22 protein-coding genes are annotated in these 22,354 nt (G+C 48.0%); 5 read left to right on the top strand and 17 right to left on the bottom strand.

Translation table 11 applies throughout. The features are described 5' to 3' along the window. Positions 1-124 precede the first annotated feature (124 nt). Both EAW52_RS20355 and EAW52_RS20350 read left to right on the top strand, forming a co-directional pair. Complete coding sequence (locus EAW52_RS20355) at positions 125-562, top strand: DoxX family protein (protein WP_122043826.1); 438 nt, start codon at positions 125-127, stop codon at positions 560-562. 60 nt (positions 563-622) lie between these two features. Beyond that, positions 623-1,546: an NADP-dependent oxidoreductase gene (locus tag EAW52_RS20350; protein WP_122043825.1), complete on the top strand. Its 924-nt coding sequence runs from the start codon at positions 623-625 to the stop codon at positions 1,544-1,546. A gap of 130 nt (positions 1,547-1,676) precedes the next feature. Here the strand turns inward: EAW52_RS20350 and EAW52_RS20345 are convergent, their stop codons facing one another. The 15 genes from EAW52_RS20345 to EAW52_RS20280 all read right to left on the bottom strand — a co-directional run bounded on the left by EAW52_RS20345 (position 1,677) and on the right by EAW52_RS20280 (position 15,517). Then, on the bottom strand, positions 1,677-2,312 hold the full coding sequence (locus EAW52_RS20345; protein ID WP_122043824.1) for a DUF1963 domain-containing protein: 636 nt from the start codon (positions 2,310-2,312) through the stop codon (positions 1,677-1,679). Positions 2,313-2,397: 85 nt separating this feature from the next. Further along, on the bottom strand, positions 2,398-2,769 hold the full coding sequence (locus tag EAW52_RS20340) for a hypothetical protein (RefSeq protein ID WP_122043823.1): 372 nt from the start codon (positions 2,767-2,769) through the stop codon (positions 2,398-2,400). Between the two features lie 27 nt (positions 2,770-2,796). Further along, positions 2,797-3,171: an RHS domain-containing protein gene (locus EAW52_RS20335; protein ID WP_122043822.1), complete on the bottom strand. Its 375-nt coding sequence runs from the start codon at positions 3,169-3,171 to the stop codon at positions 2,797-2,799. A 347-nt stretch (positions 3,172-3,518) separates the two neighbouring features. Continuing rightward, the gene (locus EAW52_RS20330; protein WP_122043820.1) at positions 3,519-3,932 is read right to left on the bottom strand and encodes an NTF2 fold immunity protein; all 414 of its coding nucleotides are present in this window, start codon (positions 3,930-3,932) and stop codon (positions 3,519-3,521) included. Positions 3,933-4,152: 220 nt separating this feature from the next. After that, complete coding sequence (locus EAW52_RS20325) at positions 4,153-4,548, bottom strand: immunity 22 family protein (RefSeq protein WP_256680842.1); 396 nt, start codon at positions 4,546-4,548, stop codon at positions 4,153-4,155. 48 nt (positions 4,549-4,596) lie between these two features. Next, positions 4,597-4,839: a hypothetical protein gene (locus EAW52_RS25990; RefSeq protein WP_162997666.1), complete on the bottom strand. Its 243-nt coding sequence runs from the start codon at positions 4,837-4,839 to the stop codon at positions 4,597-4,599. A gap of 777 nt (positions 4,840-5,616) precedes the next feature. Beyond that, a complete protein-coding gene (locus EAW52_RS26670) occupies positions 5,617-5,904 on the bottom strand; it encodes a hypothetical protein (RefSeq protein WP_305955129.1) in 288 nt (95 codons plus the stop codon). 120 nt (positions 5,905-6,024) lie between these two features. Further along, positions 6,025-6,378: an RHS repeat-associated core domain-containing protein gene (locus EAW52_RS26665; RefSeq protein WP_122043816.1), complete on the bottom strand. Its 354-nt coding sequence runs from the start codon at positions 6,376-6,378 to the stop codon at positions 6,025-6,027. A gap of 285 nt (positions 6,379-6,663) precedes the next feature. After that, positions 6,664-7,227: a hypothetical protein gene (locus tag EAW52_RS20310; protein ID WP_122043814.1), complete on the bottom strand. Its 564-nt coding sequence runs from the start codon at positions 7,225-7,227 to the stop codon at positions 6,664-6,666. Next, positions 7,227-7,490, bottom strand: a complete 264-nt coding sequence (locus EAW52_RS20305; RefSeq protein WP_122044874.1) for an AHH domain-containing protein — start codon at positions 7,488-7,490, stop codon at positions 7,227-7,229. The genes EAW52_RS20310 and EAW52_RS20305 overlap by 1 nt, the downstream gene beginning before the upstream one ends. Positions 7,491-7,572: 82 nt before the next feature. Beyond that, positions 7,573-7,839: an RHS repeat-associated core domain-containing protein gene (locus tag EAW52_RS20300; protein WP_256680646.1), complete on the bottom strand. Its 267-nt coding sequence runs from the start codon at positions 7,837-7,839 to the stop codon at positions 7,573-7,575. A 325-nt stretch (positions 7,840-8,164) separates the two neighbouring features. Then, positions 8,165-8,800 carry an Imm43 family immunity protein gene (locus EAW52_RS20295; protein ID WP_122043813.1) on the bottom strand — a complete coding sequence of 212 codons (636 nt, stop codon included), beginning with the start codon at positions 8,798-8,800 and terminating at the stop codon, positions 8,165-8,167. Next, positions 8,801-13,021, bottom strand: coding sequence for an RHS repeat-associated core domain-containing protein (locus tag EAW52_RS20290; RefSeq protein ID WP_122043812.1), 4,221 nt, complete (start codon positions 13,019-13,021; stop codon positions 8,801-8,803). It abuts the gene before it with no gap. Positions 13,022-13,100: 79 nt separating this feature from the next. Then, entirely contained in the window at positions 13,101-13,532 is a 432-nt protein-coding gene (locus tag EAW52_RS20285) for a DcrB-related protein (RefSeq protein ID WP_122043811.1), read from the bottom strand. Between the two features lie 20 nt (positions 13,533-13,552). Beyond that, the gene (locus tag EAW52_RS20280; RefSeq protein ID WP_122043809.1) at positions 13,553-15,517 is read right to left on the bottom strand and encodes a type VI secretion system tip protein VgrG; all 1,965 of its coding nucleotides are present in this window, start codon (positions 15,515-15,517) and stop codon (positions 13,553-13,555) included. Positions 15,518-15,916: 399 nt separating this feature from the next. On the opposite strand from EAW52_RS20280, the gene EAW52_RS20275 reads away from it, so the two are divergent. Together EAW52_RS20275 and EAW52_RS20270 are read left to right on the top strand one after the other, a co-directional pair. Next, the gene (locus EAW52_RS20275; RefSeq protein WP_122043808.1) at positions 15,917-17,005 is read left to right on the top strand and encodes an NAD(P)-dependent alcohol dehydrogenase; all 1,089 of its coding nucleotides are present in this window, start codon (positions 15,917-15,919) and stop codon (positions 17,003-17,005) included. 16 nt (positions 17,006-17,021) lie between these two features. After that, on the top strand, positions 17,022-17,402 hold the full coding sequence (locus tag EAW52_RS20270) for a hypothetical protein (protein ID WP_122043807.1): 381 nt from the start codon (positions 17,022-17,024) through the stop codon (positions 17,400-17,402). A gap of 29 nt (positions 17,403-17,431) precedes the next feature. On the opposite strand, the gene mapR is transcribed toward EAW52_RS20270, so the two are convergent. Both mapR and EAW52_RS26450 read right to left on the bottom strand, forming a co-directional pair. Beyond that, the gene (gene mapR / locus EAW52_RS20265) at positions 17,432-18,841 is read right to left on the bottom strand and encodes a GntR family transcriptional regulator MpaR (protein ID WP_122043805.1); all 1,410 of its coding nucleotides are present in this window, start codon (positions 18,839-18,841) and stop codon (positions 17,432-17,434) included. 126 nt (positions 18,842-18,967) lie between these two features. Beyond that, positions 18,968-19,090, bottom strand: coding sequence for a hypothetical protein (locus tag EAW52_RS26450; protein ID WP_019366217.1), 123 nt, complete (start codon positions 19,088-19,090; stop codon positions 18,968-18,970). Positions 19,091-19,887: 797 nt separating this feature from the next. On the opposite strand from EAW52_RS26450, the gene EAW52_RS20260 reads away from it, so the two are divergent. Continuing rightward, positions 19,888-22,284, top strand: a complete 2,397-nt coding sequence (locus EAW52_RS20260) for a glycoside hydrolase family 5 protein (protein WP_122043804.1) — start codon at positions 19,888-19,890, stop codon at positions 22,282-22,284. Positions 22,285-22,354: the final 70 nt, after the last annotated feature.

The following is a 22,354-nucleotide window of genomic DNA, read 5'->3' as shown; positions in this document are numbered from 1 at the left end:
GTTATGTTCGATTAAATCGAATCTAATGGTCTAAATTAATCGGCTATTGCGAATAGCAAACCACAGGCAGACTTCTCCCCATCGAGACACATCATGATGATGCGTCCTAAATGAGGATCTACTCATGTCACAGTCAGCCAACCTTGTTCAAACTACTTCCCATACATCCGTTTCCAATGCTTCAGCAGCTACAACTGCATTGCTGGGCCGGATACTGATCAGTGCAATCTTCATTCTTTCAGGCATTTCCAAAATTACTGCGCCCGCCATGATTATGGGTTATATCGAGTCGGTCGGTTTGCCGTTTCCTGCCATTGCCCTCGGAGTTGCCGTGTTGGTTGAGGTGGTAGGCGGTATAGCGTTGGTCCTCGGTTATCAGACACGAGCGGTGGCTGCGTTCCTGGCCTTGTTTAGCGTAGTGACCGCACTGGCCTTCCATAGCAATCTGGCTGATCAAAATCAGTTCATTCATTTCTTCAAGAATATCGCCATGGCCGGTGGGCTTCTTCAAGTAGTGGTTCTTGGGGCTGGCCAGTACAGCCTGGACGCCCGTCGTAGCTAATGGCAGATGCCAGGCTAGCGGCCTGGCATAACTTGCAAACCCTTCACTAGAGAAATCATCATGAGAGCCATACGTGCACAGCAATATGGGAACCCCGACGTACTCCGCCTTGAAGAAGTAGCTGATCTGACGCCGGGTAAAGGACAAGTGTTGATTCAGGTAGCTGGCAGTGGAATAAATCCAATCGACTGGAAAGTTCTCTCCGGTGCCATGAAGCAGTTTATCCCCTTACCGTTACCCTATACGCCAGGGGTTGAAGTCGCAGGAACGGTTATCGCATTAGGTGAGGGCGTAGACACATTCAGCCTGGGCGAGGAGGTTTTTGGCTTCATCGGTATTACAGGTGGGTACGCCACCCAGGCCGTAGCGGATGCCGACCGTTTGGTCTTAAAGCCCAACAGCCTTTCATTGCTAGAGGCAAGCGGCGTGCCGGCGGCAGCCTTGACGGCTTGGCAAGCCTTGCATGAGCATGCCGCCATTCAGGCAGGCCAACGTGTCCTGATCCAGGGAGCGGCGGGCGGGGTTGGCAGCATGGCCGTACAGTTGGCTCGTATAGCTGGCGCTGAAGTCATCGCGACGGCATCTGCCCATAATCATAATTACCTACATGCACTAGGCGCTACGCAACTCATTGATTACCGCCATGAAGCCTTTGAGAAAGTTGTTTCGGATGTAGATATCGTAATCGACCTTGTAGGCGGCGAAACTCAAACCCGCTCCTGGTCAGTGTTAAAAAAGGGCGGTGTGCTGGTATCGCCTGTCAGCGCGCCGAGTGAAGAGGCTGCTCGTAGCATAGGAGCAACAGGCAAACGCTTCGCTACCCGTTCAGATCGTAAGCAACTAGCACAGATTGCCGACCTATTTGACCGGGGAGCACTTAACGTCGAAGTAGAAGCCATGCCCTTGTCCAACGCAGCTGACGCGCTACAGAGAAGCCTGACAGGCCATACGCGGGGCAAGATTGTGCTGGATGCTCGGGAATAGTAACCAATTAAATAGCTACATGATCAGTGTGCTAAATGGCCGGTTCTTTAAAATCGGTCATTTATTTTGGCCAATTTTTGAATGGTATTATGCTTCCCATATCTCTAATACTAAAGTTTATAAATAAAGATTAAGATGGAGATATAAAAAATACCCCTTTGAAAGTGGTTGATGACTGTGTTTTAGGAATTAGTAGGTAAGCATTTGCGTCGGTAAGATAGAATATATCTTTATAAGGGTTTGGAAAGTCAGAGGAGTAAATTTGTAGCGCAACATTGTAATTTTTGGCGATTTCTTTTTCTAGGGAAAGTTGTTTTGGGGTTTCGCTTGTTATCATGGAGCAAACTACAAAATCATCCACCTCAAAATGCTCGTCAACAATTTTGGTGTATGTCTCAGGTATAGTATATGTCTCCGATTTTATAAATTCTGCTTCTAGGTCTTCGCTATATATAACTTGGGTGTATCCACTGCTAATAAACTGTAAATCTTCAACGCTGCCAGAGGTACTTATAAAATCTAGAAAGTATTCGCTCGGGTGATAGGTCGAGAAAATATAGATTATTCCATTATTTGGAATAGTGTCCAGTAAGAAATAAAGTCTAGCTAGAGAGCAGTTTATACTCATAACCAATGTAAGCGGTAAGTGGTCAGGATTTTTTGGCCAGGCCTCTACTTTCGCTTGGCTACCACCAAACGTGATACCACAATGTTTATTTAAGTCTGAAGTTGGGACAATTCTCTTTACTATCTTGATTTTACTCATTTGTAGTCTATATTTTGTACAAAAAAAGCGAAGGTCTAACTATTTAGTTATATATATTTTATAGCTGTAAATTTATCATTGTGGACTATAAATCAAATAGAGGGTCTGTCGGAAAAATGCCTGCCACGTAGCTAGACCATAATCTTTCAATAAAATGATTTTCGATTTTATTTAAGACTGCTTCAGAGATTAGACCAATATCATCAGATGCATACCCTGCTAGCTCTGAGTTTTGAGTTAATTTGAAAGTATTTTTAAATGCTATTTCTCTGAGTGATGAAACTTCTGAAATTTCATATGGATTTATTGTTCTTATTTCTTTAAATACCGAGGACCAGGCGGATTCAAATTCTTCATGGTCTCTGGCATCTAATGCAGTATTCCAGTCTCTATCTACAAAAATCGATTCGTAAAAGCTATCTGCTTCGATTTTTTCTTTAATGTCTAAAAAATTCATCTCAACCCTGCCTCCTTAGCCAATTTTCTACAAGGTTAACTGCTTGTACAGGCCGTTACATTTTACTAAGAATATGAGTCCCGTTGCATAAGCGTACATATACTTTAATGTCATTAAGCGATCATAAGCCTCAAAAAGCTCGTAAATCGTCCCGCCAGTGGATCGTAATAACGAACGAGCCAGCGCTTCCAACGCGGCCCATGTCTTATAATAAGCGCGCCATACTATGCGACCGGTAGCGTCCGTAACCTCAAGCGGCGTACCGATCTGGTCGGTATGATAGTAATAGCGCTTAGGCTCATCTGGCTGGCTTGGCTTTGTATCTACACGAGCGAGCGGGGCGTAGCTGCTGGTTTCGTAGATATACAGGCTGTACAGATCCGCTTTTTGCTCCTGCAGCATGCGCAGGCCTTGCCAGAGGAAGCGGGTCGTTTCGGTTTTGCCCTCTGTTAAGACATGTATTGCCAATGCAACGGCCTAGGCAGCCGAATTCATAATTGGCTTGGCTCAAAAAATTATGGTGCATCAAAGGCACACCTTTCTTGACGAAATTGTCCGATAGCAGGAAAAATCATCAACATCAGCCCTACCATTCAGCGAGGAGAAAGCATCGTATGATTGCGGTGAATTATCATCCGCTGCTGCTTACGATAGCGCTTTAGTTAGTCTAGTAGCCCAAATGAAATCAAGTCAGACGGCTCTGCATTCAGGCCTGTCTATTCTGGCATAGTGATATTATCTTTTTAAAATTAAATAGATGCCGGATACCATTTGTCATTTTCATCCAGAAGCTGGCGCTTACTTATTTTCCATGTGTCTTCCACTTTTTCTAGCGTTATTTTAAATTCATTTTTAAATCCTACGGATTGCTGGTGTAAATATGTTATTTGTTTTGGTGTGCTTTTAATTGGTTTGATAACGTCTCTTTCAAACTTGTAAGTTGTAGGCGATCCAGAATTTAAGGAAATTAATCTTCTGTAATTTTTTCCCACATTTAAGACATATCGTTCAAGTATTATTTTTAACTTTTCTCTATATTGATCATCTATAAGCTCTGTATCTTCCACGCATTCAATATGCTTCATAAGTAAATCATAATATTCGTTCTCCCATTCATTCATTTCTATCATAAAATCTTTAAGCACAGTTAGCGCGTCGCTCATAAACTATCCTTTCAATTTCCGAAAATTTGGCCAAGTATTTTCGCCAGATAATGCATATAAATTATTTTGGTATGTCTTATTTAGGAAAATATATTTAGGGGGGCTAGCGCCAACCGTCGATTCGAATTTTAGATTTTTCTATATGAGGGTATGTCGCCTATCTGTCATGATAGTCGAGATTCTAAAGTTACTTTTGAGTCGCAGGTCAACTTAAAAGATTTTAAGATTCGAGAAACTTCCCTATGTATATAAGTTTGTTGTAATTTTCTTTGTACGGTTCTGAAATCGATAAGTCTCCGTCGCTATATATGAGCATAGTGTTTGCTTCTTTAAGCCCTGCTCTTTCACAGATTAGCTTTATGCGTGCGTGCTCACTATCGTCTATGTAGGCTTCTTTAAGCCAGTCATCAATGGGTACAGGTTTTTCTTTGCGTGGAATTATAGCTATGTAATCCTCGTCATAAGTTAAATGTCCAATGTCTTTGCAGAAGCCACAAACCTTAAAGCCTGGATCATCAAAATATCCCCCTGTTGAATAGTCCTTTTCAAAATACTTCATGTATTCCTCTTCAGGCTGAAAGTTATTCCCTAGCCAAAGGTGAATATGATCGCTCATCATGCTAATAGCTTCCTATTTTTATATGTTTATGACGGTGTTTGGCGATTATTCCTTTGCTTCTTTTCTTGCCTTTAACAGGGCGGCTTGTAAATGTTTATGGAAAAAAGTCGAAGCTGTACTTTTGTGGTGATCCCCGTCCGGAATAAGTGACCCTTTACGATCGCTTACTCCACTAAACTCTAGACCTTCTATTGGAACAACATGTTTCATTATTTCTTCGACAGTAAATCCTAAATTAAGATGGTAAGTCTCTGCCAGAGGAAGCGTATAGTCGCGGCTCATTTCCATGGAAACATGCTTCGCGACAGCGGCCTAGTCAGTTGTATTCATAATTACCATGGCCTAACTGCCATTCATCGTAAATATGCCCTTTGCTCCCGCTAGTTTCTCAAACATTAACACCCTATCGGGAGTTGATTTTCTATGGGATGCAGTCTAAAAAATTAGCTTTTATCAATAGTGTTATTGGGTTTTGCAATAACGAGCTCAGATAATAATTGAATCGACTTTTCATATTTAAACTTATTTACATTGCACAGTAAGGCTTTATCTTTTATGCATAACGATTCTTTTATTATGCCTAGAGATGCTTCCAAATTAAGTGTCTTTTTTACTAATAAAACGTCTTTCGCAGTGATTTTCTTTACTCCAGTTGAAACTATATCAATATTATCTGTGTCCAGCTGTGAACTGGCCTCTTCATTATAAGTAAACTCAATCAGTCTCTCGAGTGATAAAAACTTCTGCCCGCCTTCTAATGAAGGTGAACCAGCGTCTATAAAGTATAAAAAATTATTTTTTGATTTTTTTGCTAGGATTAATCTACCGCCTGAATCGTCTCCAATAAGTATATATTCAGGAAAGTAAAGATCTATTTCATACGTTTTATTTCGCTCAACTATTTCGCTTGTTGAATATATTTTGATGTTATGAGTAAGCTCGCCGCCATCGGAGTTCTTCCATAGCTTAACTATATGGTTTTCTGAAGATATGTCTAATTCTTTAATTTTTTTATAATTTCTTGTTCTGAAGCAGGTTTGTTTTTCTTAAAAAATTCAAATTCCATTATAAAGCACCTAAAGAATAAAAATATTTATAAGATCGACTAGCAGCCTTACGTGCTGCGCTGCTGTCAATACCAGCCTCTAACATTTCTCTGTAAGCTACATTGAACTCATCTCTTATAGTGCCACCCCATCCCTCAATGCGTCTACGACTCCTTTGCATAGATGAAATAAGTGCATGTGACTCTCCGCTTGCGCTAGGAATCAAGATTGCAGGTGCTTTGTTTCTTCTGTAACCACTAATATTTCTTTTAGCCCATTCATTTTGAATAAAATGGTGAGATTGTATATATCGATCATCAGCTATATTTTTATGCCCTTGAACTCTATTAACTCCAGGTGATAATTTTCCATGAGCATCTATATCATGAGTTTTATAGCCGCCAGGACGGCTACATGGACTCCATCCCTACGGATCAGTCCAGATAATAGAGTTAGATGCATATTGGTAGAAGTTAAAGCTGCCTTTCAGACCTATAGGGTCTTGGGTAGTAAACCGCCCTATAACCGGATCGTAATAACGAAACGTATTGTAGTGCAGGCCCGTTTCAGCGTCGTAGTACTGTCCCTGAAACCGCAGGTTCTGCTCAATCTCTCTCGGGACCAGGGCTTCCAGCGCGCCCCATGTTTTGTAATAGGCACGCCATACCATACGGCCGGTATCGTCCGTGACCTCAAGCGGGGTACCGATCTGGTCGGTATGAAAGTAATAGCGCTTGGGCTCATCTGGCGATTTGGCTTTGTATCTACACGAGTGAGCCATCGGGACGGCATTGAGTACCGGCTAACTAGGCTCCTCCGCCCCTGGGCCAATGATTAGGTGGAACGCTTGAGCCGCACGATTAAATAGGCCACTAGCAAGGACTTTCACCATGCCTCGCTTAAACAATTGCAGAATCATATAAAAGATCATCTCTGGGTCTATAACACCGCTCGCTTCTTGCGCTCATTGAAAGGACAAAGAACGACTGGCTTTATCCTCCAGCAATGGCAGAATAGGCACAATTCTTTTTAATCGATTCAGACACTTTATCTTCGATAGATAAAATTAAAGCCTGAGCTTCTTTTCGAGAAGTTGTATTCCTTTAATATTGGATTCTTTTATCTCTCTGGCGACATCGTTAGAAATTGCTACTTCTGAGAGACATTCTTTGCATCTAAATATTGATTTTTCAGTCTGTAGATCAATTAAAGTAATTTTTGTAAACTTCTTAGGTCCATCTGGGAGAAAATCAATTATTGGTTTGTATATACAGTTGGCCATATCAAAAGCTTCTTGTATAGATAAATAGTTTACTATGTAAAACCCTTCATGGAATTTGCCTTTATGTCTTATTTTTGTTTCTAAAAGCTGTATAGAATCTTTGGAGAAATTTGTAAGTAGCTTGGCGAGCCTTTTGCTTATGACGTCAGGGCCATTACTAAACAGGTAATCATAAGAAGTTAAATTCTTGATTGATGCGTTTGATTTTGCAGATAGATATATGTCTTTAAAATCATTCGGATTTACGGGCTTTCCTATCTTCAAGCTTAGTGAGTCAGGAAAAATGTTTGTGTCATATTCGAGCCAGTAATTGTTGGGATATTTTTCATCTATATCAATTAGGTACATCAGCATCCTCCTGTCCTTATTGAATTTTTGTTTAATAATATTCTTCCAGATCTTAAGCCTTGCCTATTCTCAATTATAAGCTTCTCTAAGGCTTCACGATACTGACTTGAATTCCAATTCTTAGACTTTCCATAGCTATGTAATGCGTCTAGGTCTGCTCTAATGTTTTCAGTGTACTTGGGGTGTGAACCTCGATGGACTGTCCTAGCTGCATGATTCTCAACGTATTTTGGTAAGTAAATTATGTTTTTTAAATTATGTATATTGAAATTTGCTGCCTTTAAGGCTTCATGTGCTTTAAGTTCTTGGGGATGCTGTGATGTTTTTGAAAACCACTTATACTATTCATAGTGTTATAAGTGGTAAGGCCTTCTGGATCAACCCAAGACTGGCTGTTGACTGCATATTGATATAAATGACTTCCCCTAACAACCCGATTGGGTCCTGCGTTGTAAACCGTCCCACAACCGGATCGTAATAACGAAACGTATTGTAATGCAGACCCGTTTCGGCATCGTAGTACTGCCCTTGAAAGCGTAGGTTCTGCTCGATTTCCCTCGGGACCAGGGCTTCCAGCGCGCCCCATGTCTTGTAATGGGCACGCCATACCATGCGACCGGTACTATCCGTGACCTCAAGCGGCGTGCCGATCTGGTCGGTATGGAAGTAATATCGTTTAGACTTTTGATTAAGCTGGTGCGAGTGCGAGTTGGTATCTAGTCTAGCGAGCGTAGCTGCCTGCCATGCTTTATATAGGATCCAATTGGCTGGTCTCGCGACCTACTAAACTCAACTGCAGCTATAGTCACCGGATACGTGAGCAATCGGTTACCGCTACAGTGATCTCTGGATCTTAAAAATTAAACAACAGTTGAAGGTTAAATTAAGGATACTTATATTTAATAATGATAAAAATAATGCCAGAGCACATGATCGATCAGAGGTCATTTAAGGTGCCCCATATATCGAAAGAATAACTATCATCCAATGTTTCGTAGCTTATTCCAATAATTTTATTTTTTTCTGCTTCTAGTTTGAATCTTTCGCTGACGATGATTTTTAAATTCTCGATGCATCTAAAAAGATCTAGAGAAATATCGCACTTCGGGACAAATTTTTTGATTTCATCATATAGTTCTATGTTTGGCCAAATTTCACTTTTTAAAAAATCTCCGGTTCTATCATCTTTAGAAACAGTAAATTCTGAGTATCTCTTATCCATGGCCTCAATGCTTTTTCCTGGTAAAAAGTAAAAATAAGATGAACTTATTTCTTTGCCTTTATTAATTATTTTTAAAGGTATCGCTCTGTAAGGCACCGAAAATTTATTACATATATCTAGGAATCTACTTGATACAATTACTTCAGGGTTTTCATAATAATCGAACCCTATATTTTCAATATTACTCTCAGTTATATCTAGAGTATAAGATTCGTTTATTTTAATTTTTTCTGGTGATGGCTCATAAAGCTGCCACTCCCATTTTTCTGGGGTCCCGATAGACCCAAGCATATAGGGATTTGATAAACCATCAGCTTCATAGTTTAGAATATAAAATTTAGTTTCAATCATCTATAATAATCTCGAGGTCACTTGATCAATTACAAACTTACCAGACTCTAAGCCCTCTCGCGCAAAGCTCTGGATTTTACCTATTCCAAGAGCCAACTGAGTATCGGTTAGTCTCCCAGCTAAGAAGACTCTGTTCAAGTCGGTCAGCTTTCTGTTAACAGCCTCTGTATAAAGTCTATGACTAGACCAATGTCCTGGAAGACCTAAGGTTTTTGCAAGACTCTGGCTTCCAGGTAAAAAGATGCCATTGGGCGCGCCGTCACCATCGAATCCAATTGCTTTAAGCCTGGAAAATAATTTCTCATAAGCTTTGTGCTTCATCAGTTCTTCGGGGATAAGATGGTGATTTGCCATACCATCGCCAGACCTAGCACCCATATTTTGCCCAAGTTTCGTTGAGCACCAGCCTAAAGGGTCTAGCCAGCTTTGCGGATTTTTCCCGTACTGATAGAGATTCTCCCCACCCAACAAACCAATCGGATCCTGCGTTGTAAACCGTCCCACAACCGGATCGTAATAACGAAACGTGTTGTAGTGCAGGCCCGTCTCGGCGTCGCAGTATTGCCCCTGAAACCGTAGGTTTTGCTCGATTTCTCTGGGAGCCAGCGCTTCCAACGCACCCCATGTCTTGTAATAGGCGCGCCATACCATACCGCCGGTATCGTCCGTGACCTCAAGCGGCGTACCAATCTGGTCGGTATGAAAGTAATAGCGCTGGGGCTCAGCGTCTGCCTTGCTTGGCTCTGTATCTACACGAGCGAGCGGGGCGTGGCTGCCTTGCTCGTAGATATACAGGCTGTGCAGATCCGCCTTTTGCTCCTGCAGCATGCGCAGGCCTTGCCATAGGAAGCGGGTCGTTTCGGTCTTGCTCTCTACAGAGACATGCTTGGCAATACGGCGGCCCAGGCTGTCGTATTCGTAAGTGGCCTGGCTGAGCGAGTTATGGCCACGATAGGTCTCGGCTTTAACCAGGCGGTTTTCGCAGTCGTAGGTAAAACGCTGATAACCATTTGAACTGTGCCGCTCGCTCACGTTACCCCAGGCATCGTAGGTGAGGCGCAGGTCTTTCCAGGCCTTGAGGCGGTTGTCTGGGCTCAAGGCTTGAGAGGCGCTCAGGTTGCCGGCAGGGTCGTAGCCAAAATCCTCATTACCGAGCTGAGGGTGGTGTGGTTCGCGGCTACGCAGTTGACCAATGGCATCGTATTTGTAGTCCGTAATACCGCGGTGCTTATCAGCCTGCCTCAACAGTTCGCCCGCCTTGCTATACTCATAGCGACGATGAATCAACGTGGCGGGATGTTCAGGATGGCCGAGCAGGCTGTTCTTTTGCTCGTTGAGTTGCGAGAGTTGTTCATGTGGCAACCCAATAGCGGCTTGCCAGCGCTTACGGCCAAAGCTGTCGTATCCAAAGCGGCTGGTCAGGCTGCCCTGGGTACGCAAGGTCTCCCTGTGTAGGGCGTCACGCTCGAAGTCGCTGATCAGCAAGCCGTCGAGGTTTAGTTGGTGCAGATGCCCGCTGCCATAATAGAGGTGATTGAGTGTGCGGCCATCCGGCAGGCTGAGCTGAGTAAGGTTGCTTAACGCATCGTAGGTGTAACTTAGTGCGCCCAAGGCTGACTGCTCTTCTACCAGGCGGCCAGCGTTGTCGTAGCTGAAGCTAAGAAAATCCGGCCGTATGCCCAGCGCTTTACCGTGCTCGCTGGGCTGCCGTTCGATGGCTACGACCCGATCCATTTCGTCATAGGTGTAATCCAGGCGAGCATCCCGAGTTACTTTGCTGAGCAAACGACCTATAGCGTCGCGCTCAAATTCGCTTGAGCGTGTCTGACCTAGTCCCGCCTGGTCAGCGGTATGCTCATCCATGCGGACCAGTGCGCCGGATACGTTGTAGTGGAAACGGCGGCGTAGTCCGTCTATACGGACCTCTTCAATCAAGCGGTCGGCAGAGTCATAGGCGAAACGATAGGCCGCCCCGTTCTCGTTTACCAGGGCAGCCAGACGCAGCGCCTGATCATAGTGGTAACGAACCCGCTGGGCTTTGGCGTCCTTGCGCTCTACGGGTAGGCCGCGAGCATTACGAGTGACGCTTGTTGTTCGCTTATCAGCATCAGTATGGGTAAGTAGCTGCCCAAGCGCATTATAGGTATAGGAATCTATACTGCCGTCAGGATGCTCGACCCGGAGGACTTCGCCGTCGGGTTTGCGATGCAGTCGGGTGGTTTGGCCGAGCGCGTCGGTTACTGCCGCAAGATGTAAGTGTTCACCGTAGGCATAGTGGGTGTGGTTGCCTGAGCAGTCCTGATACCGAGTAACTTGGCCAAGGGCGTTCCACCAGTAATAAGTATTGTTGCCTAAGGCATCCGTTACGGTATGGGGTAGGCCATTATCGGCACTAAGATAGCGAGTGATTGCACCAAGCTCATCCGTCTGAGCCAGCAAGCTACCTGCCTCATCGTATTCCCAGCTAAGTGCGCTGCCATCGGGCCTCGTCAGTGAGGTAAGGAATTCAGTATTGAGATGATAGGTATATACCGTCGAGCGACCGATAGGATCGGTGTCTTTGACTAGTCTTGAAAACTGATCGTACTCGAACGCTAGCGTATTGCTGTCGGGCAGCGTCACACCCGTTATGTTGCCTGACTCATCTAAGCCAATGTGGTATTGCTCACCGCTAAAGTCTTGGGCAAAAGTGACACGACGGTTTTCATCGTAATGAATAATGGCTTTGCGATTTAAGGTATCAATAATGTATGTCGTACGAGCTGCCAGATCATAGCTGAAGCTGTAGCGCTCACCATCACTGGTCCAATGTTCTGTTACTCGCAGGCTGCCGTCTGGGAGTTTGCCCCACCGATAATGACACACCAAACCTAGGGCATTTTCATGCATGACCATGAGGCCGTGATCATAGCCAAAGCGTCGACTGGTAGCGCCATTGCGATTAGTGATGCCGACGAGTTGATCCTGCGCATCGTAAGCATAGCGAACAAGGGTTTCCACCGGCTTGCAATCCTCGATACGCTCTACCCGCACCAAGCGGTTACCCGCTTCGCTGTAGCAGAGATGGATACGTACCATACTCTTTGAGTGGATATCGGTCAGCCGACCTTCTCGATACGTAAGCGCCAGGTAATTACCGTGAGCATCCTCGATGCGTTTGAGCGGAGCAGGCGTGCCATCCTCTGGTAGGTCGCCAAAATAGAGAAATGTACAGTCGAGAGTCTGCAATAGATAATGGCCGCCCTCAGTACAGACGACCGTAAACTGCTCCGCTGGATAGAAGACTCGCTCATTGGGACTTAGTAGTTCGAGCGGAATTTCCCGACCCTGGTTATCGCTTAAAACCAGACGATTCTTCTCGCGCCGTAGGCTTTGCTCCCAGGGCAGTACCCAGCCGTGCCCGAGAATACCCTCACGCTCGATGTCGCTGGAGTAAAAGCGTGCCCAATGAATAGGCAGCAGGCCGGGAAGCGTAAAATCGATTTCACTGTCTTCCAGCAATAGTTTACGACCATTTACCGCGTCAACCGGATGGCCAAATAGTGCACCGAAAGCACGCGTCAATACTGGGGCCGCTACTGCTCGTGTAAACGCCTCGGAAGCGGCAAAAGTGGCTGCAAATTTGAGCGCGCAGGGCATGACGGCTTTCAAGCCATTCTTGGCTGCCATTTTCACAAGGCTGCCTATACCGCCACCGAGTGCCATCAGAACATCAACTGTGGTACGTAACCATGCTGGTACTTCGTCATCTATAGGCAGATAGGTCTGAGTTTCGGCTCCAACATTTACATTAGGAGAACCCGAGTCAATCGTTGCACCACAGGTGAGTTGATCTCCTTTACGGGCAGCGGGAAAACCGTTGATGAAGACTTTGGCTGAACCTTGGGCAATTTGCGGGGGCTTGCTATGCTTCTCACAGACGCCGGTGTCCGCCTCAACACGCGCAGCCGCTAGACCGTTGATAAAGGTATTGGGCGAGCCGGAAACAATCCCTCCGGCGGGGGTACTCATTGATCGTCCGATCGTTTCGCCGAGCGCAGTCAGTGCTGCTCCGCCAAAGCCAGCCAGTACGCCCGCCATCAGGGCAACACCAAAGCCGCAGGTAGCGGTTGCTACCGCTACTCCTACTACAAGGGCAATACCTATCGCCGCTCCGGCAAGAAAACCGCCTAACGCGCTGGTATGGACGATCTCATCGTCAATGCGAGCGGCTTCGTACATTTGACTTCTCCCTGTCACACGGATTGTCTTTCGCCGTGCGAAGCAAACCTGATGATGCTTATTGATTCCGCTTCACGAGTTAACGAGACGGAATAAAATTACTTAAAAGCTCTACCCACAGTGCATCCTGTTCTGATGTAAACGGTGCTTGTCCGCTCGCGGTAAAAACAAGAACGCGCTCGGGTGCCATTGGAAAAGCAGCCTGACGCTGATATACGTCTTTGCCGCTTGCCTTGTACCGAGAATCAATTTGGATACCCTGAATGGGGACGTTCATGGATAGCTGCGCCAGCTTTCTGTCCAAAGGTTTGTACTTGGCAAGTTTTGCGGCGATCAGCTCAACCTGTCGGTCAACATAATCATCAAGGGCCTCGTCCGAGGGTTTGGTATCTCGGGAAACCGTAAGGCTGAACGGAAAGGGGGCCGTGTCTCCCGGAACGAATACATTGATGGTGCGATCCTGAAAGCCAGCAGGTAGCCTTAAAGTACCTTCGTTGATCTTATAGCTCATGAGATTTCTCGAAATTTGGATTACTGGGAGGCAGAACCTGATCCATTCGTACCTGATGAAGGATGGAATACAGCATTGATCTGAGCATCGATTGAGGCCTTCACTCCTTGCCCCTCCGGTGAGGCTCCTGCCTTACCACCCGGCACATTGATGTCGAGAGTGCCGCCAGTGTTTATCTGGCCTGCGCCGCTGGCGCTGATATTGAATTCAACACAGGAAATATTAACGAGGCCGTTGGCGTACATCTCGAACACGCTTTCGCCACAAACAAGGCGAATACCTTCACCTGCCTCAATGAGATACGTTGAACTGACGCTATCCACCTTCGACCCGCCTACCAGCAGCTGGTCATCTACCTTGACGATACGCATGCGGTTCTGACCAATGACTACCGTTTCGTCCTGACCAATGGTTTTGGTTCGGTCAACCCCTACGGAGTGGGTTTCACAATTGCCCACTTCAATGTCCATGTCGCGCTGACCGTGTACGTAGATCTGCTCCGCACCAGCTTTATCTTCGATTCGCAGCTCATTGAAACCGTTGCCGCCAGGAGTGCTTCTGGTCTTGAAGACTGTCCGGCTCTTGTTGGCGGGCAGGTTGTACGGCACTAGATTTGCGGCGTGATGCAGGCAGCCTGTAATGAGCGGCTGGTCTGGGTCACCTTCTAGAAAGGTCACCAGTACTTCCATTCCGATTCGAGGAATCGTGACGGCCCCATAGCCTTCATGGGCCCAGTTGCTGGCAACACGCAGCCAGCAACTGCTGTGCTCGTTCATCTGGTCCAATCGATCCCAATGGAATTCCACGCGGACGCGACCGTATTGATCGCAGTAGATTTCTTCTCCAGCCGGGCCGGTGACAATTGCGGTCTGGCTACCCAGGATTTTTGACTTAGGGTGCTTCAGGGCTGGTCTGAAGATCGTGTCCCAGGGCACTGCCGTAAAGAAGTTGCGATAGCCCTGCTGGAAGCCATCCTTGTCATCTACATGCGAGGATATGGATTCTTCTAATACTTGGGGTTGTTTGCCTTCGTGTGTCAGCTCGGTGAGTAGCCACAAGTCATTCCACTCACTGCGTGGGTGCTCGGTCAAGGGCATAAAGTGGCCGGAAACAAGTGTTGGCAGGTCACTTTTACCGCGAGCGATCTGGTAATCCGAGCGATGACGTTCCAGGGTGCGCTGACTTAGCTGCTTGCCACGGGCGCGGTCCATGAAGGCGCCAGGGTAGTCATAATCTTCCAGCTCTGGCGTAGCCTCGCCTGTGTGAGACGCTTCCATGGTGAGCTTGGGCTTTTCAAAGTTGTAGTCCCGGCGGCTAACCTTGGATGCCCGTGTTTCAACCTGAACTGCAAATTTCCGTATGACCTGGTGATCCGCAACCAGCCCCGTGTCCTGTTGGAAGAGCGCAGGGTTCAGCTTGGGGAAGCAAGTCTGATCATCACCAAAGACCATAATGTGTTCGGCCTGGGTATGCTCAAAGTGATAATGAATACCTTCCTCTTCACAAAGCCGATTGATGAAGTGAAGATCGGTCTCATCGTACTGAACACAGTATTCACGCTCGGGATAGGCTGAGCCCAACTGAAAGCGAAAGGCATTGGAAAGAATGCCATGTTCTTTCAGAACGGTGGCGATGATATCGGGCACGTTAAGGTGCTGGAAGATACGCTGGTTATGCCGATGGCAAAGATAGTGGACACGCGGCACGAGCGTGACACGGTAGCGCGTCATACGCTTGCCGGACTCGCCTTGTTCGGCACTGTGAATCAGGCCATTGAACCCTGTACCGGTCTGCTCCAGGGCTAGGAAGGCAGGCTGATTAAGCAGCGATTCAAGATCAAAGTCAGGCTTTTCGCTGATCAGTTCAATATCGAACCGAAAGCCGCTATTCAATCCTTCACGCCCTGCAAATTCCAGCACCTGGAAATCATGGGAAACACCCGGAATCTCAAGTGTGAACTGGGTTTCATTGGCTGGGGAGAACATCCTCGTTCCTCTGCTTCCTGCTCGGTATACAAGGCATGTCCAGGCGGGCAGCGTGTCGCTTTTCTGGAGATGCGTAAGTGGCTCCCCATACACGGTATAGGCGGTGGGGATTTACCGGCAGGCTAAACGAAAGACGCTGGCAGAATCTTGCGCAGTAGGTATGAGAACGGTAGGCGTTGTTTAAAAATACGAACCAGTTCTTATAGGTTTCTAGTTAAGGCTTAAGCTGCCTTGGTGTTGCGCTTGTGGAAGGACCTAAGCCAAGCAAGACAGGCCCTGAAAAGTCTGATAGTTATGCTGATTAAGTTTCATCGCTAGGAGGCATAAGCTGTCACCGGCAAGTACGTTTCTTGTTCTTCACGCGCATCCTTGCGCAGCGATTTTATCAGGAGCCTTACAATGGAAATAATGGCCGCAGTTACTCATTCCAAAGGACAGCCCTTTAGCCTAGAGAAGGTTACCCTGTCTGATCCGACTGCTAACGAAGTGTTGATTCGGATTGTTGCGACAGGTGTTTGCCATACTGATGCCGTTGCCCGTGACTTAGGGCTTTCGCCCTATCCCGTAGTGCTTGGTCATGAGGGCGCGGGCATTGTCGAGCAGGTAGGCCGTAATGTTAGCGATCTGGAGATAGGCGATCATGTGGTCCTGTCTTTTGCGCACTGCGGTAAATGCGAAAATTGCCTGACCGGGCATCCTACGGTGTGCAGGGTCTTTAACGATCTCAATTTCGGCGGCCGCATGGAGGACCATACCTGTCGGCTTCGCCAGGGAGATACCGAGCTCTCTTCCTTTTTTGGTCAATCATCCTTTGGCACCTACGTGATTGCCAGCGCACGTAATGTCGTCAAGGTCGATAAGGAAGTGGACCTAGCTTTATTAGGGCCGCTGGGCTGCGGTATCCAGACGGGTAGTGGAACAGTCCTCAATCGCCTTCGCCCAGGGTTTGGCGATAGCCTTGCCGTTTACGGATGTGGTGCAGTGGGGTTGAGCGCGATCATGGCAGCAAAGATTGCAGGGTGTGCTCAGATTTTTGCGGTCGATGTGCATGATAGCCGTCTTCAGCTAGCCAAAGAGCTTGGTGCTACGCATGTGTTCAACGGTAGTCAGGTTGATGTGGTCAGCGAAATCAAGGCTGCCTCTTTGGGCGGTACGCACCACGCGGTTGAAACTACAGGGGTTCCGCCGGTTGTTCGCCAATGCCTGCAGGCGCTGCGACCGCTAGGGCAAGCTGCGATTATCGGCGTGACACCCGAGATGACCATTGATGTACATAACGAGATCATGGCAGAGGGGAAAACCATGATGGGCGTGATTGAAGGCGACGCTGTGCCGCGCCTCTTTATTCCCAAGCTGATCGAATACTACAAGGCAGGTCGCTTTCCGTTCGACAGGCTGGTCAGGTTTTATGATTTCAAGGACATTAACCAAGCGTTTGAAGACTCAAAACAGGGTCTGACGGTTAAGGCTGTCCTGAAATGGAATTAGCGCCTGGCCAGTTACATTGCTGCCGCACGACTTGTCCAGCCTGCTGCAGTTGGGCGTTCAGTTGCAGCAGGCTGGGTGTGATATGACGGTGGAGTCGTTCGATAATCTGTTCTGGTTTCTGCTGAATTATCCGGGTGGGCTTGGGGGGCATCCATCTGCCTACCGCGATATTGTGTTTGAAAACATCGAAGCCAATCAGGTGGGGACTGCTTTTGAGGCTCATGCCAGCAAAGAGCAGCCCTTGCGCAATGTTACGTTGCGGAACGTGCATATCGCTTCGGCCAAGACGCCTTTGGTACTCGAAAACGTAAGCGGCATGAAGTTCGAGAATGTACGGATCGGTAATCAAACCATTGAAGGGAATCTGAGCTGGTCAGAGACAGCTGCTGCTCGATGAGGCCTGGGGACGTTCTGGGCGTTAATGCTTCAGAACGTACTCATCATGCGGCCTAGCAATTCCATTGCCTTTTCACTTTTAAGCGTCCAGGGGTGACCATAGTTCAATCGTGCACAATTTCCAAACCGTCGGCTGGCCGAGAAAATAGGGCCAGGGGCAAGGCTAATGCCTTGTGCAATAGCCATGTGGAACAGTTGAAGTGTGTCGACCTGTTCTGGAAACTCAAACCATAAAAAATATCCGCCGGTAGGGCGAGTTACCCGGGTTTCGTTCGGAAAATGACGGGCAGCGGAGGCCAGCATTGCATTTTGTTGGGTTTCCAGCGTGTGGCGCAGCTTGCGCAGGTGCCTGTCATATCCGCCATGTTGTAGATAATCGGCGATTGCCGCCACTGCAGGTACTGAAGGAGAAATCGTGGTCATGAGCTTGAGACGATCAATCGTCTCCGCGAAGCGTCCAGCGGCGACCCAGCCCACACGATAACCCGGCGCTAGGCATTTTGAGAATGAGCCGCAATGCATGACCAGGCCTTCGTCATCAAAGCTTTTGACCGCGCGTGACGGCTGGTTGGAAAAGCTGAGTTCGGCGTAGACATCATCTTCTATCAAGGGAACCTGATGATGTTTGATGAGGGCATACAACGCCTGCTTTTTCTCAAGACTCATGCTGGCGCCCAGAGGGTTTTGCAAGCTGCTCATCAGCCAGCACGCCTTGATGGGGAGATGGGTGAGGCTGTGCTTCAGGACATCAAGATCAACGCCTTCGCGGGGGTGGACCGGAATTTCGACAGCCTTCAACTGGAGCCGCTCCAAGACCTGAAGCGTTGCATAAAAAGCGGGCGCCTCTATGGCAACCAGATCGCCCGGCCTCGTCGTGCTTTGCAGGCACAGATTCAAGGCCTCCATGGCGCCGTTGGTAATAACCAGCTCCTCAAGAGGACGACGGACACCACTGACCATGTAGCGCAGGGCTATTTGACGACGCAGATCAGCACTGCCTTCTGACATGTCTGCAATGGCTGCCTGGGTTGAAAACTGCTTTAGTGCATGTGCCATGCTGCGAGCAAGGCGGGGAAGGGGGAATAGCTGTGGGCTGGGAAAGGCAGATCCAAACGGAATGGTTGCCGGATCCTTGATGGAGTTCAGGATAGAAAACACCAGCTCGCTAACATCCACATCCGTGGTTTCGGCCTTGTGGCCGGTGATTTCAGGCTCGTTGAGGTAGCGTTTGACATGCTCGCGCACATAATAGCCGGAGCGGGCGCGCGCAATGATCAGTCCTCGGTCTTCAAGCAGATAATAAGCCTGAAATACAGTCGATGGGCTGACAGCATAGGTGCGACTGGCATGGCGTACTGAGGGGACCTTCTCACCAGACTTCAATACGCCGGTTCGAATCAGGTGTGCAATCTCGTCTGCAAGTCGCTCGTAACGTTTCATATTTTCCGCTATGGCGCTGGTCGTCGATACCCGTACTGTAATCGCAGAGACAGTCGCTCATGCTCAATTGACATTCAGGGCGGCGTTGTACATGTAGCGCCAGGTTCAAAAAGCAGCCTATACACCTTAGCGGTCATTCTTCTGTACGTCCTCGCGGGCCTTGTTCAGCTGCACGCCTGCGTAAAATCCCCATCCCAACAGAATGAAGGCCAGGAAACCGAACAGTGACATGAAGAATACATCGCCCATGGTTGAACCTCTCGGAATAGCAGGAAAGAGTGGAATGGATCTCGAGCAGGGTAGCGAATAGATGTTTCTGTCTCGGCAGTACGCCATCGTGCTCATGTGGCTACAGTAGAGCGTAAGATCAATACTAAACAGATTCAGATTATCGATAAAAAAGCGGATCAGATGCCAAGTTGATAGTGTCTGGTACGGGCGTGCTTGTAGAGTTGATCTAGCGCAACATGAGCTTCAGTTTCGGGCGATTAACCTCATCCGGGAGATTAATTATTGCCAGAGTGATGGCGTGACAAAAAACGTCACTGCTGGTCACAAACCGTTACGCTTGTTTATTGGAATTTTGTCAACTGTTTCATGCTCGGTATAAAAGCAAATTTTTATGAATTTTTAGAAATGCTCTCTTCAGCCATAAATTATGTGAACTCGATTAAAAATAATAAGTGCTACTACCAGGCTATTTAAAACGACTGTTTCACAAAGAAAATAGCGGTGGGGCTTAAGAATAAATATAAGTCTTTGTTTTTAAACAATTTATATAATCAAAACAAAAGACAATAATGTCATTTTGATATTGATCGTGCCAGTTTCTCAGTGGCATGCTTTTCTCAATTCCCCAGCCATACAGCCACCCACGGTCGCCAAGCAAGGTAGTTGGTTCTGCCTGGACACTAAAACGATAACAGTCTTGATCGGGCTTTAACGCTCGGCCGTTAAGTGCGCATTTCAGAAAAGACACTTTTGGTTTTATTGGGGAATTCATGAAAAGCTCAAGCAGGCGTTCCCGTAGTCTGGCGTTAAAAGTAATGAAACAGTGCGCACTTCCCTTGGCCGCACTGCTGGCATCATCAACTGCCGTTGCCTCGGTCGATCTGGTGGGGCTGAATTTGTCTGGAGCCGGTTTTGCAGCGCAGGTTCTGCCAGGCATCAACGGAACCAACTATATCTTTCCGACAGAATCGTACTTCGAGCAATGGAGCGCGAGGGGAATCAAGCTGGTGCGCTTCCCAATCATCTGGGAGCGTCTGCAGCCAACACTTGGTGGAGCGCTGGACACCACCTATGTGGAGCTGATCGACCGTACATTCGGTTATGCCGAAAAGCACGGTGTAAAAATCATCCTGGACCTGCACAACTACGCACGCTACCGCGGACAGGTCATCGGCACGAGCGGTGTGCCTTACGTGCGTTACCAGGAAATTATGGCAAAGATCGCTCAACGTTGGAGCAGCCAGAAGTCGCTTTACGCCTATGACATCATGAACGAGCCAAATGGCGCGCTAAACTATTGGAACACAGCCGCCCAATACGGCATTAATGGCGTACGTTCAGTGGATACGGTTCGGCCCATTATCGTCGAAGGCAACGGGTGGGCTGAGGCTACTCGTTGGGAGCAGTGGAACGAAGCGTTACTCGACCTCAAGGATCCATCAAATAACATTATCTTTTCTGCGCACACCTACTTTGATAACAATGCAGGCGGTAGTTACGAATCCATTGACGTCAGTAAACTCGATCCCATGTATGGCGTTGAGCGGGTCAAGCCGTTTGTTGAGTGGCTGAAGAAGAACGGCAAGAAAGGATATATCGGCGAGTTTGGTGTGCCCGATAACGACCCGCGCTGGTATGCCATGATGGACAACATGCTGGCCTACCTGAAGCAGAACTGCATGCCCGCGACCTATTGGGCCGCTGGCCCGGGCTGGGGCAATTATTTCATGTCGGTTGAGCCGGTCAATGGCAAAGACCGCCCACAATGGCCGACACTCAAGAAGTACATCAACAATACCAGTTGTACCACTATAGGTCCTGTCAGCGCCTCGAATCCTGCCTCCGGCGGTGCAAGCAATACCGGATCGGGCACTACAACCTCTCCTGGCAACACGGCATCTTCCGGCTCCAGCGCTTCAACACCCTCTACCGGTACGGGTGGGACGTCAGGTAATGGCACTGGCTCCGCTACGGCGGGTGGTTCTACAGGCTCCTCCTCAGGCTCGGCAGCTTCTGGCAGTTCTACAGGCTCAGGCAATGCGTCCGGCTCGACGGGTAGCAATGCTGGAACCGCTACGGGTACTACACCTGGCCCAGCCAACGGTACAGCCAACACTGCCAAGCCGGCAACAGGCACCGCTGGTTCTGCAACGCCTTCTACAGGCTCTTCCGGTAGCGGTAGTTCAGCCTCGAAGCCCGCCACCGGTACAGGCGGCTCAGCTGGAGCCGTCACGCCGGTTACGCCTCGCAATGCAGTCGATCTGGTCGGGCTTAACCTGTCGGGCGCAGCGTTCGCGCCCAATGTAGTGCCGGGTACGAACGGGGTGAATTATGTCTACCCTACGGAGGCTGACTTCAAGCAATGGAGTCAGAAAGGTATCCGGCTGATCCGCTTTCCGATCCTGTGGGAGCGTTTGCAGCCCAAGCTCAGTAACATGCTGGATCCTAAGCAGGTTGGCCTGATTCAGACGACCATGAACTTGGCTCAGAAATACAACATCAAGGTTATCCTGGATGTTCATAATAACGGTCGGTACAACGGGAACATCATTGGGGCAGGGCAAGTCACCTATACGCACTTCTGGGACCTGATGTACCGAGTCGCCTACCGTTGGGCCAGTCATCCTGCCTTATATGGGTATGACATCATGGCCAAACCCTATGGCATGGATAATTACTGGCTAAAGGCTGCCCAGTCTGGAATTGACGGTGTACGAACGGTCGATCATATCCATCCGGTCATCATTGAAGGCAATGCCTGGTCTAATGCTTCGCTGTGGCCGTACTACAACGATAGTCTGCTAAGCCTCAAGGATTCGGCTAACAACATTATCTTTGCGGCGCATGTCTATCTGGACAAGGACGGCAGCGGCACCTACAGCGCTGAAGATACCAGCCAGCTCAACACGATGCTGGGCGTCAATCGTGCAAAGCCTTTCGTGGATTGGCTGAAAAAGAACGGGAAGAAGGGCTATATCGCTGAATTTGGCGTGCCAGGTGACGATGCTCGCTGGCTGCCACTGATGGATAATCTGCTCTCATACCTCCAGCAGAACTGTATTCCTGCCACGTACTGGGCGGCTGGTCCGGGCTGGGGTAGCTACAAGCTTTCAGTAGAGCCCTTGAATGGCCAGGATCGTCCTCAGTGGGCCACGCTGCAAAAGTATGTACAGAGTGCTAACAGCTGTACGGCAGTAGGACCCGCTAAGTAACGCCATGACGGAAAAGCCGCCTTCGGGCGGCTTTTTATGAGGTTTGATGTACGTCGCGAATGATCGCTTC

The sequence above is a fragment of the Pseudomonas sp. LTJR-52 genome, from assembly GCF_003691465.1.
GTDB classification, from domain to species: Bacteria; Pseudomonadota; Gammaproteobacteria; order Pseudomonadales; family Pseudomonadaceae; genus Chryseomonas; species Chryseomonas luteola.
Note: the sequence above shows the minus strand (reverse complement) of the source record. Positions and strands in the feature narration are given on the sequence as shown.

What these genes read in the sequence shown, in the direction of transcription:
- EAW52_RS20350 (WP_122043825.1), top strand. Translation starts at nt 623, where the DNA reads ATGAGAGCCATACGTGCACAGCAATATGGGAACCCCGACGTACTCCGC.
- EAW52_RS20290 (WP_122043812.1), bottom strand. Translation starts at nt 13,021, where the DNA reads ATGTACGAAGCCGCTCGCATTGACGATGAGATCGTCCATACCAGCGCG.
- EAW52_RS20275 (WP_122043808.1), top strand. Translation starts at nt 15,917, where the DNA reads ATGGAAATAATGGCCGCAGTTACTCATTCCAAAGGACAGCCCTTTAGC.
- EAW52_RS20295 (WP_122043813.1), bottom strand. Translation starts at nt 8,800, where the DNA reads ATGATTGAAACTAAATTTTATATTCTAAACTATGAAGCTGATGGTTTA.
- EAW52_RS20325 (WP_256680842.1), bottom strand. Translation starts at nt 4,548, where the DNA reads ATGAGCGATCATATTCACCTTTGGCTAGGGAATAACTTTCAGCCTGAA.
- EAW52_RS20345 (WP_122043824.1), bottom strand. Translation starts at nt 2,312, where the DNA reads ATGAGTAAAATCAAGATAGTAAAGAGAATTGTCCCAACTTCAGACTTA.
- EAW52_RS20330 (WP_122043820.1), bottom strand. Translation starts at nt 3,932, where the DNA reads ATGAGCGACGCGCTAACTGTGCTTAAAGATTTTATGATAGAAATGAAT.
- EAW52_RS20300 (WP_256680646.1), bottom strand. Translation starts at nt 7,839, where the DNA reads ATGGTATGGCGTGCCCATTACAAGACATGGGGCGCGCTGGAAGCCCTG.
- EAW52_RS20280 (WP_122043809.1), bottom strand. Translation starts at nt 15,517, where the DNA reads ATGTTCTCCCCAGCCAATGAAACCCAGTTCACACTTGAGATTCCGGGT.
- EAW52_RS25990 (WP_162997666.1), bottom strand. Translation starts at nt 4,839, where the DNA reads ATGGAAATGAGCCGCGACTATACGCTTCCTCTGGCAGAGACTTACCAT.
- EAW52_RS20310 (WP_122043814.1), bottom strand. Translation starts at nt 7,227, where the DNA reads ATGTACCTAATTGATATAGATGAAAAATATCCCAACAATTACTGGCTC.
- EAW52_RS20285 (WP_122043811.1), bottom strand. Translation starts at nt 13,532, where the DNA reads ATGAGCTATAAGATCAACGAAGGTACTTTAAGGCTACCTGCTGGCTTT.
- EAW52_RS20355 (WP_122043826.1), top strand. Translation starts at nt 125, where the DNA reads ATGTCACAGTCAGCCAACCTTGTTCAAACTACTTCCCATACATCCGTT.
- EAW52_RS20260 (WP_122043804.1), top strand. Translation starts at nt 19,888, where the DNA reads ATGAAACAGTGCGCACTTCCCTTGGCCGCACTGCTGGCATCATCAACT.
- EAW52_RS20340 (WP_122043823.1), bottom strand. Translation starts at nt 2,769, where the DNA reads ATGAATTTTTTAGACATTAAAGAAAAAATCGAAGCAGATAGCTTTTAC.
- EAW52_RS26450 (WP_019366217.1), bottom strand. Translation starts at nt 19,090, where the DNA reads ATGGGCGATGTATTCTTCATGTCACTGTTCGGTTTCCTGGCCTTCATT.
- EAW52_RS26665 (WP_122043816.1), bottom strand. Translation starts at nt 6,378, where the DNA reads ATGGCTCACTCGTGTAGATACAAAGCCAAATCGCCAGATGAGCCCAAG.
- EAW52_RS20335 (WP_122043822.1), bottom strand. Translation starts at nt 3,171, where the DNA reads ATGCTGCAGGAGCAAAAAGCGGATCTGTACAGCCTGTATATCTACGAA.
- mapR (WP_122043805.1), bottom strand. Translation starts at nt 18,841, where the DNA reads ATGAAACGTTACGAGCGACTTGCAGACGAGATTGCACACCTGATTCGA.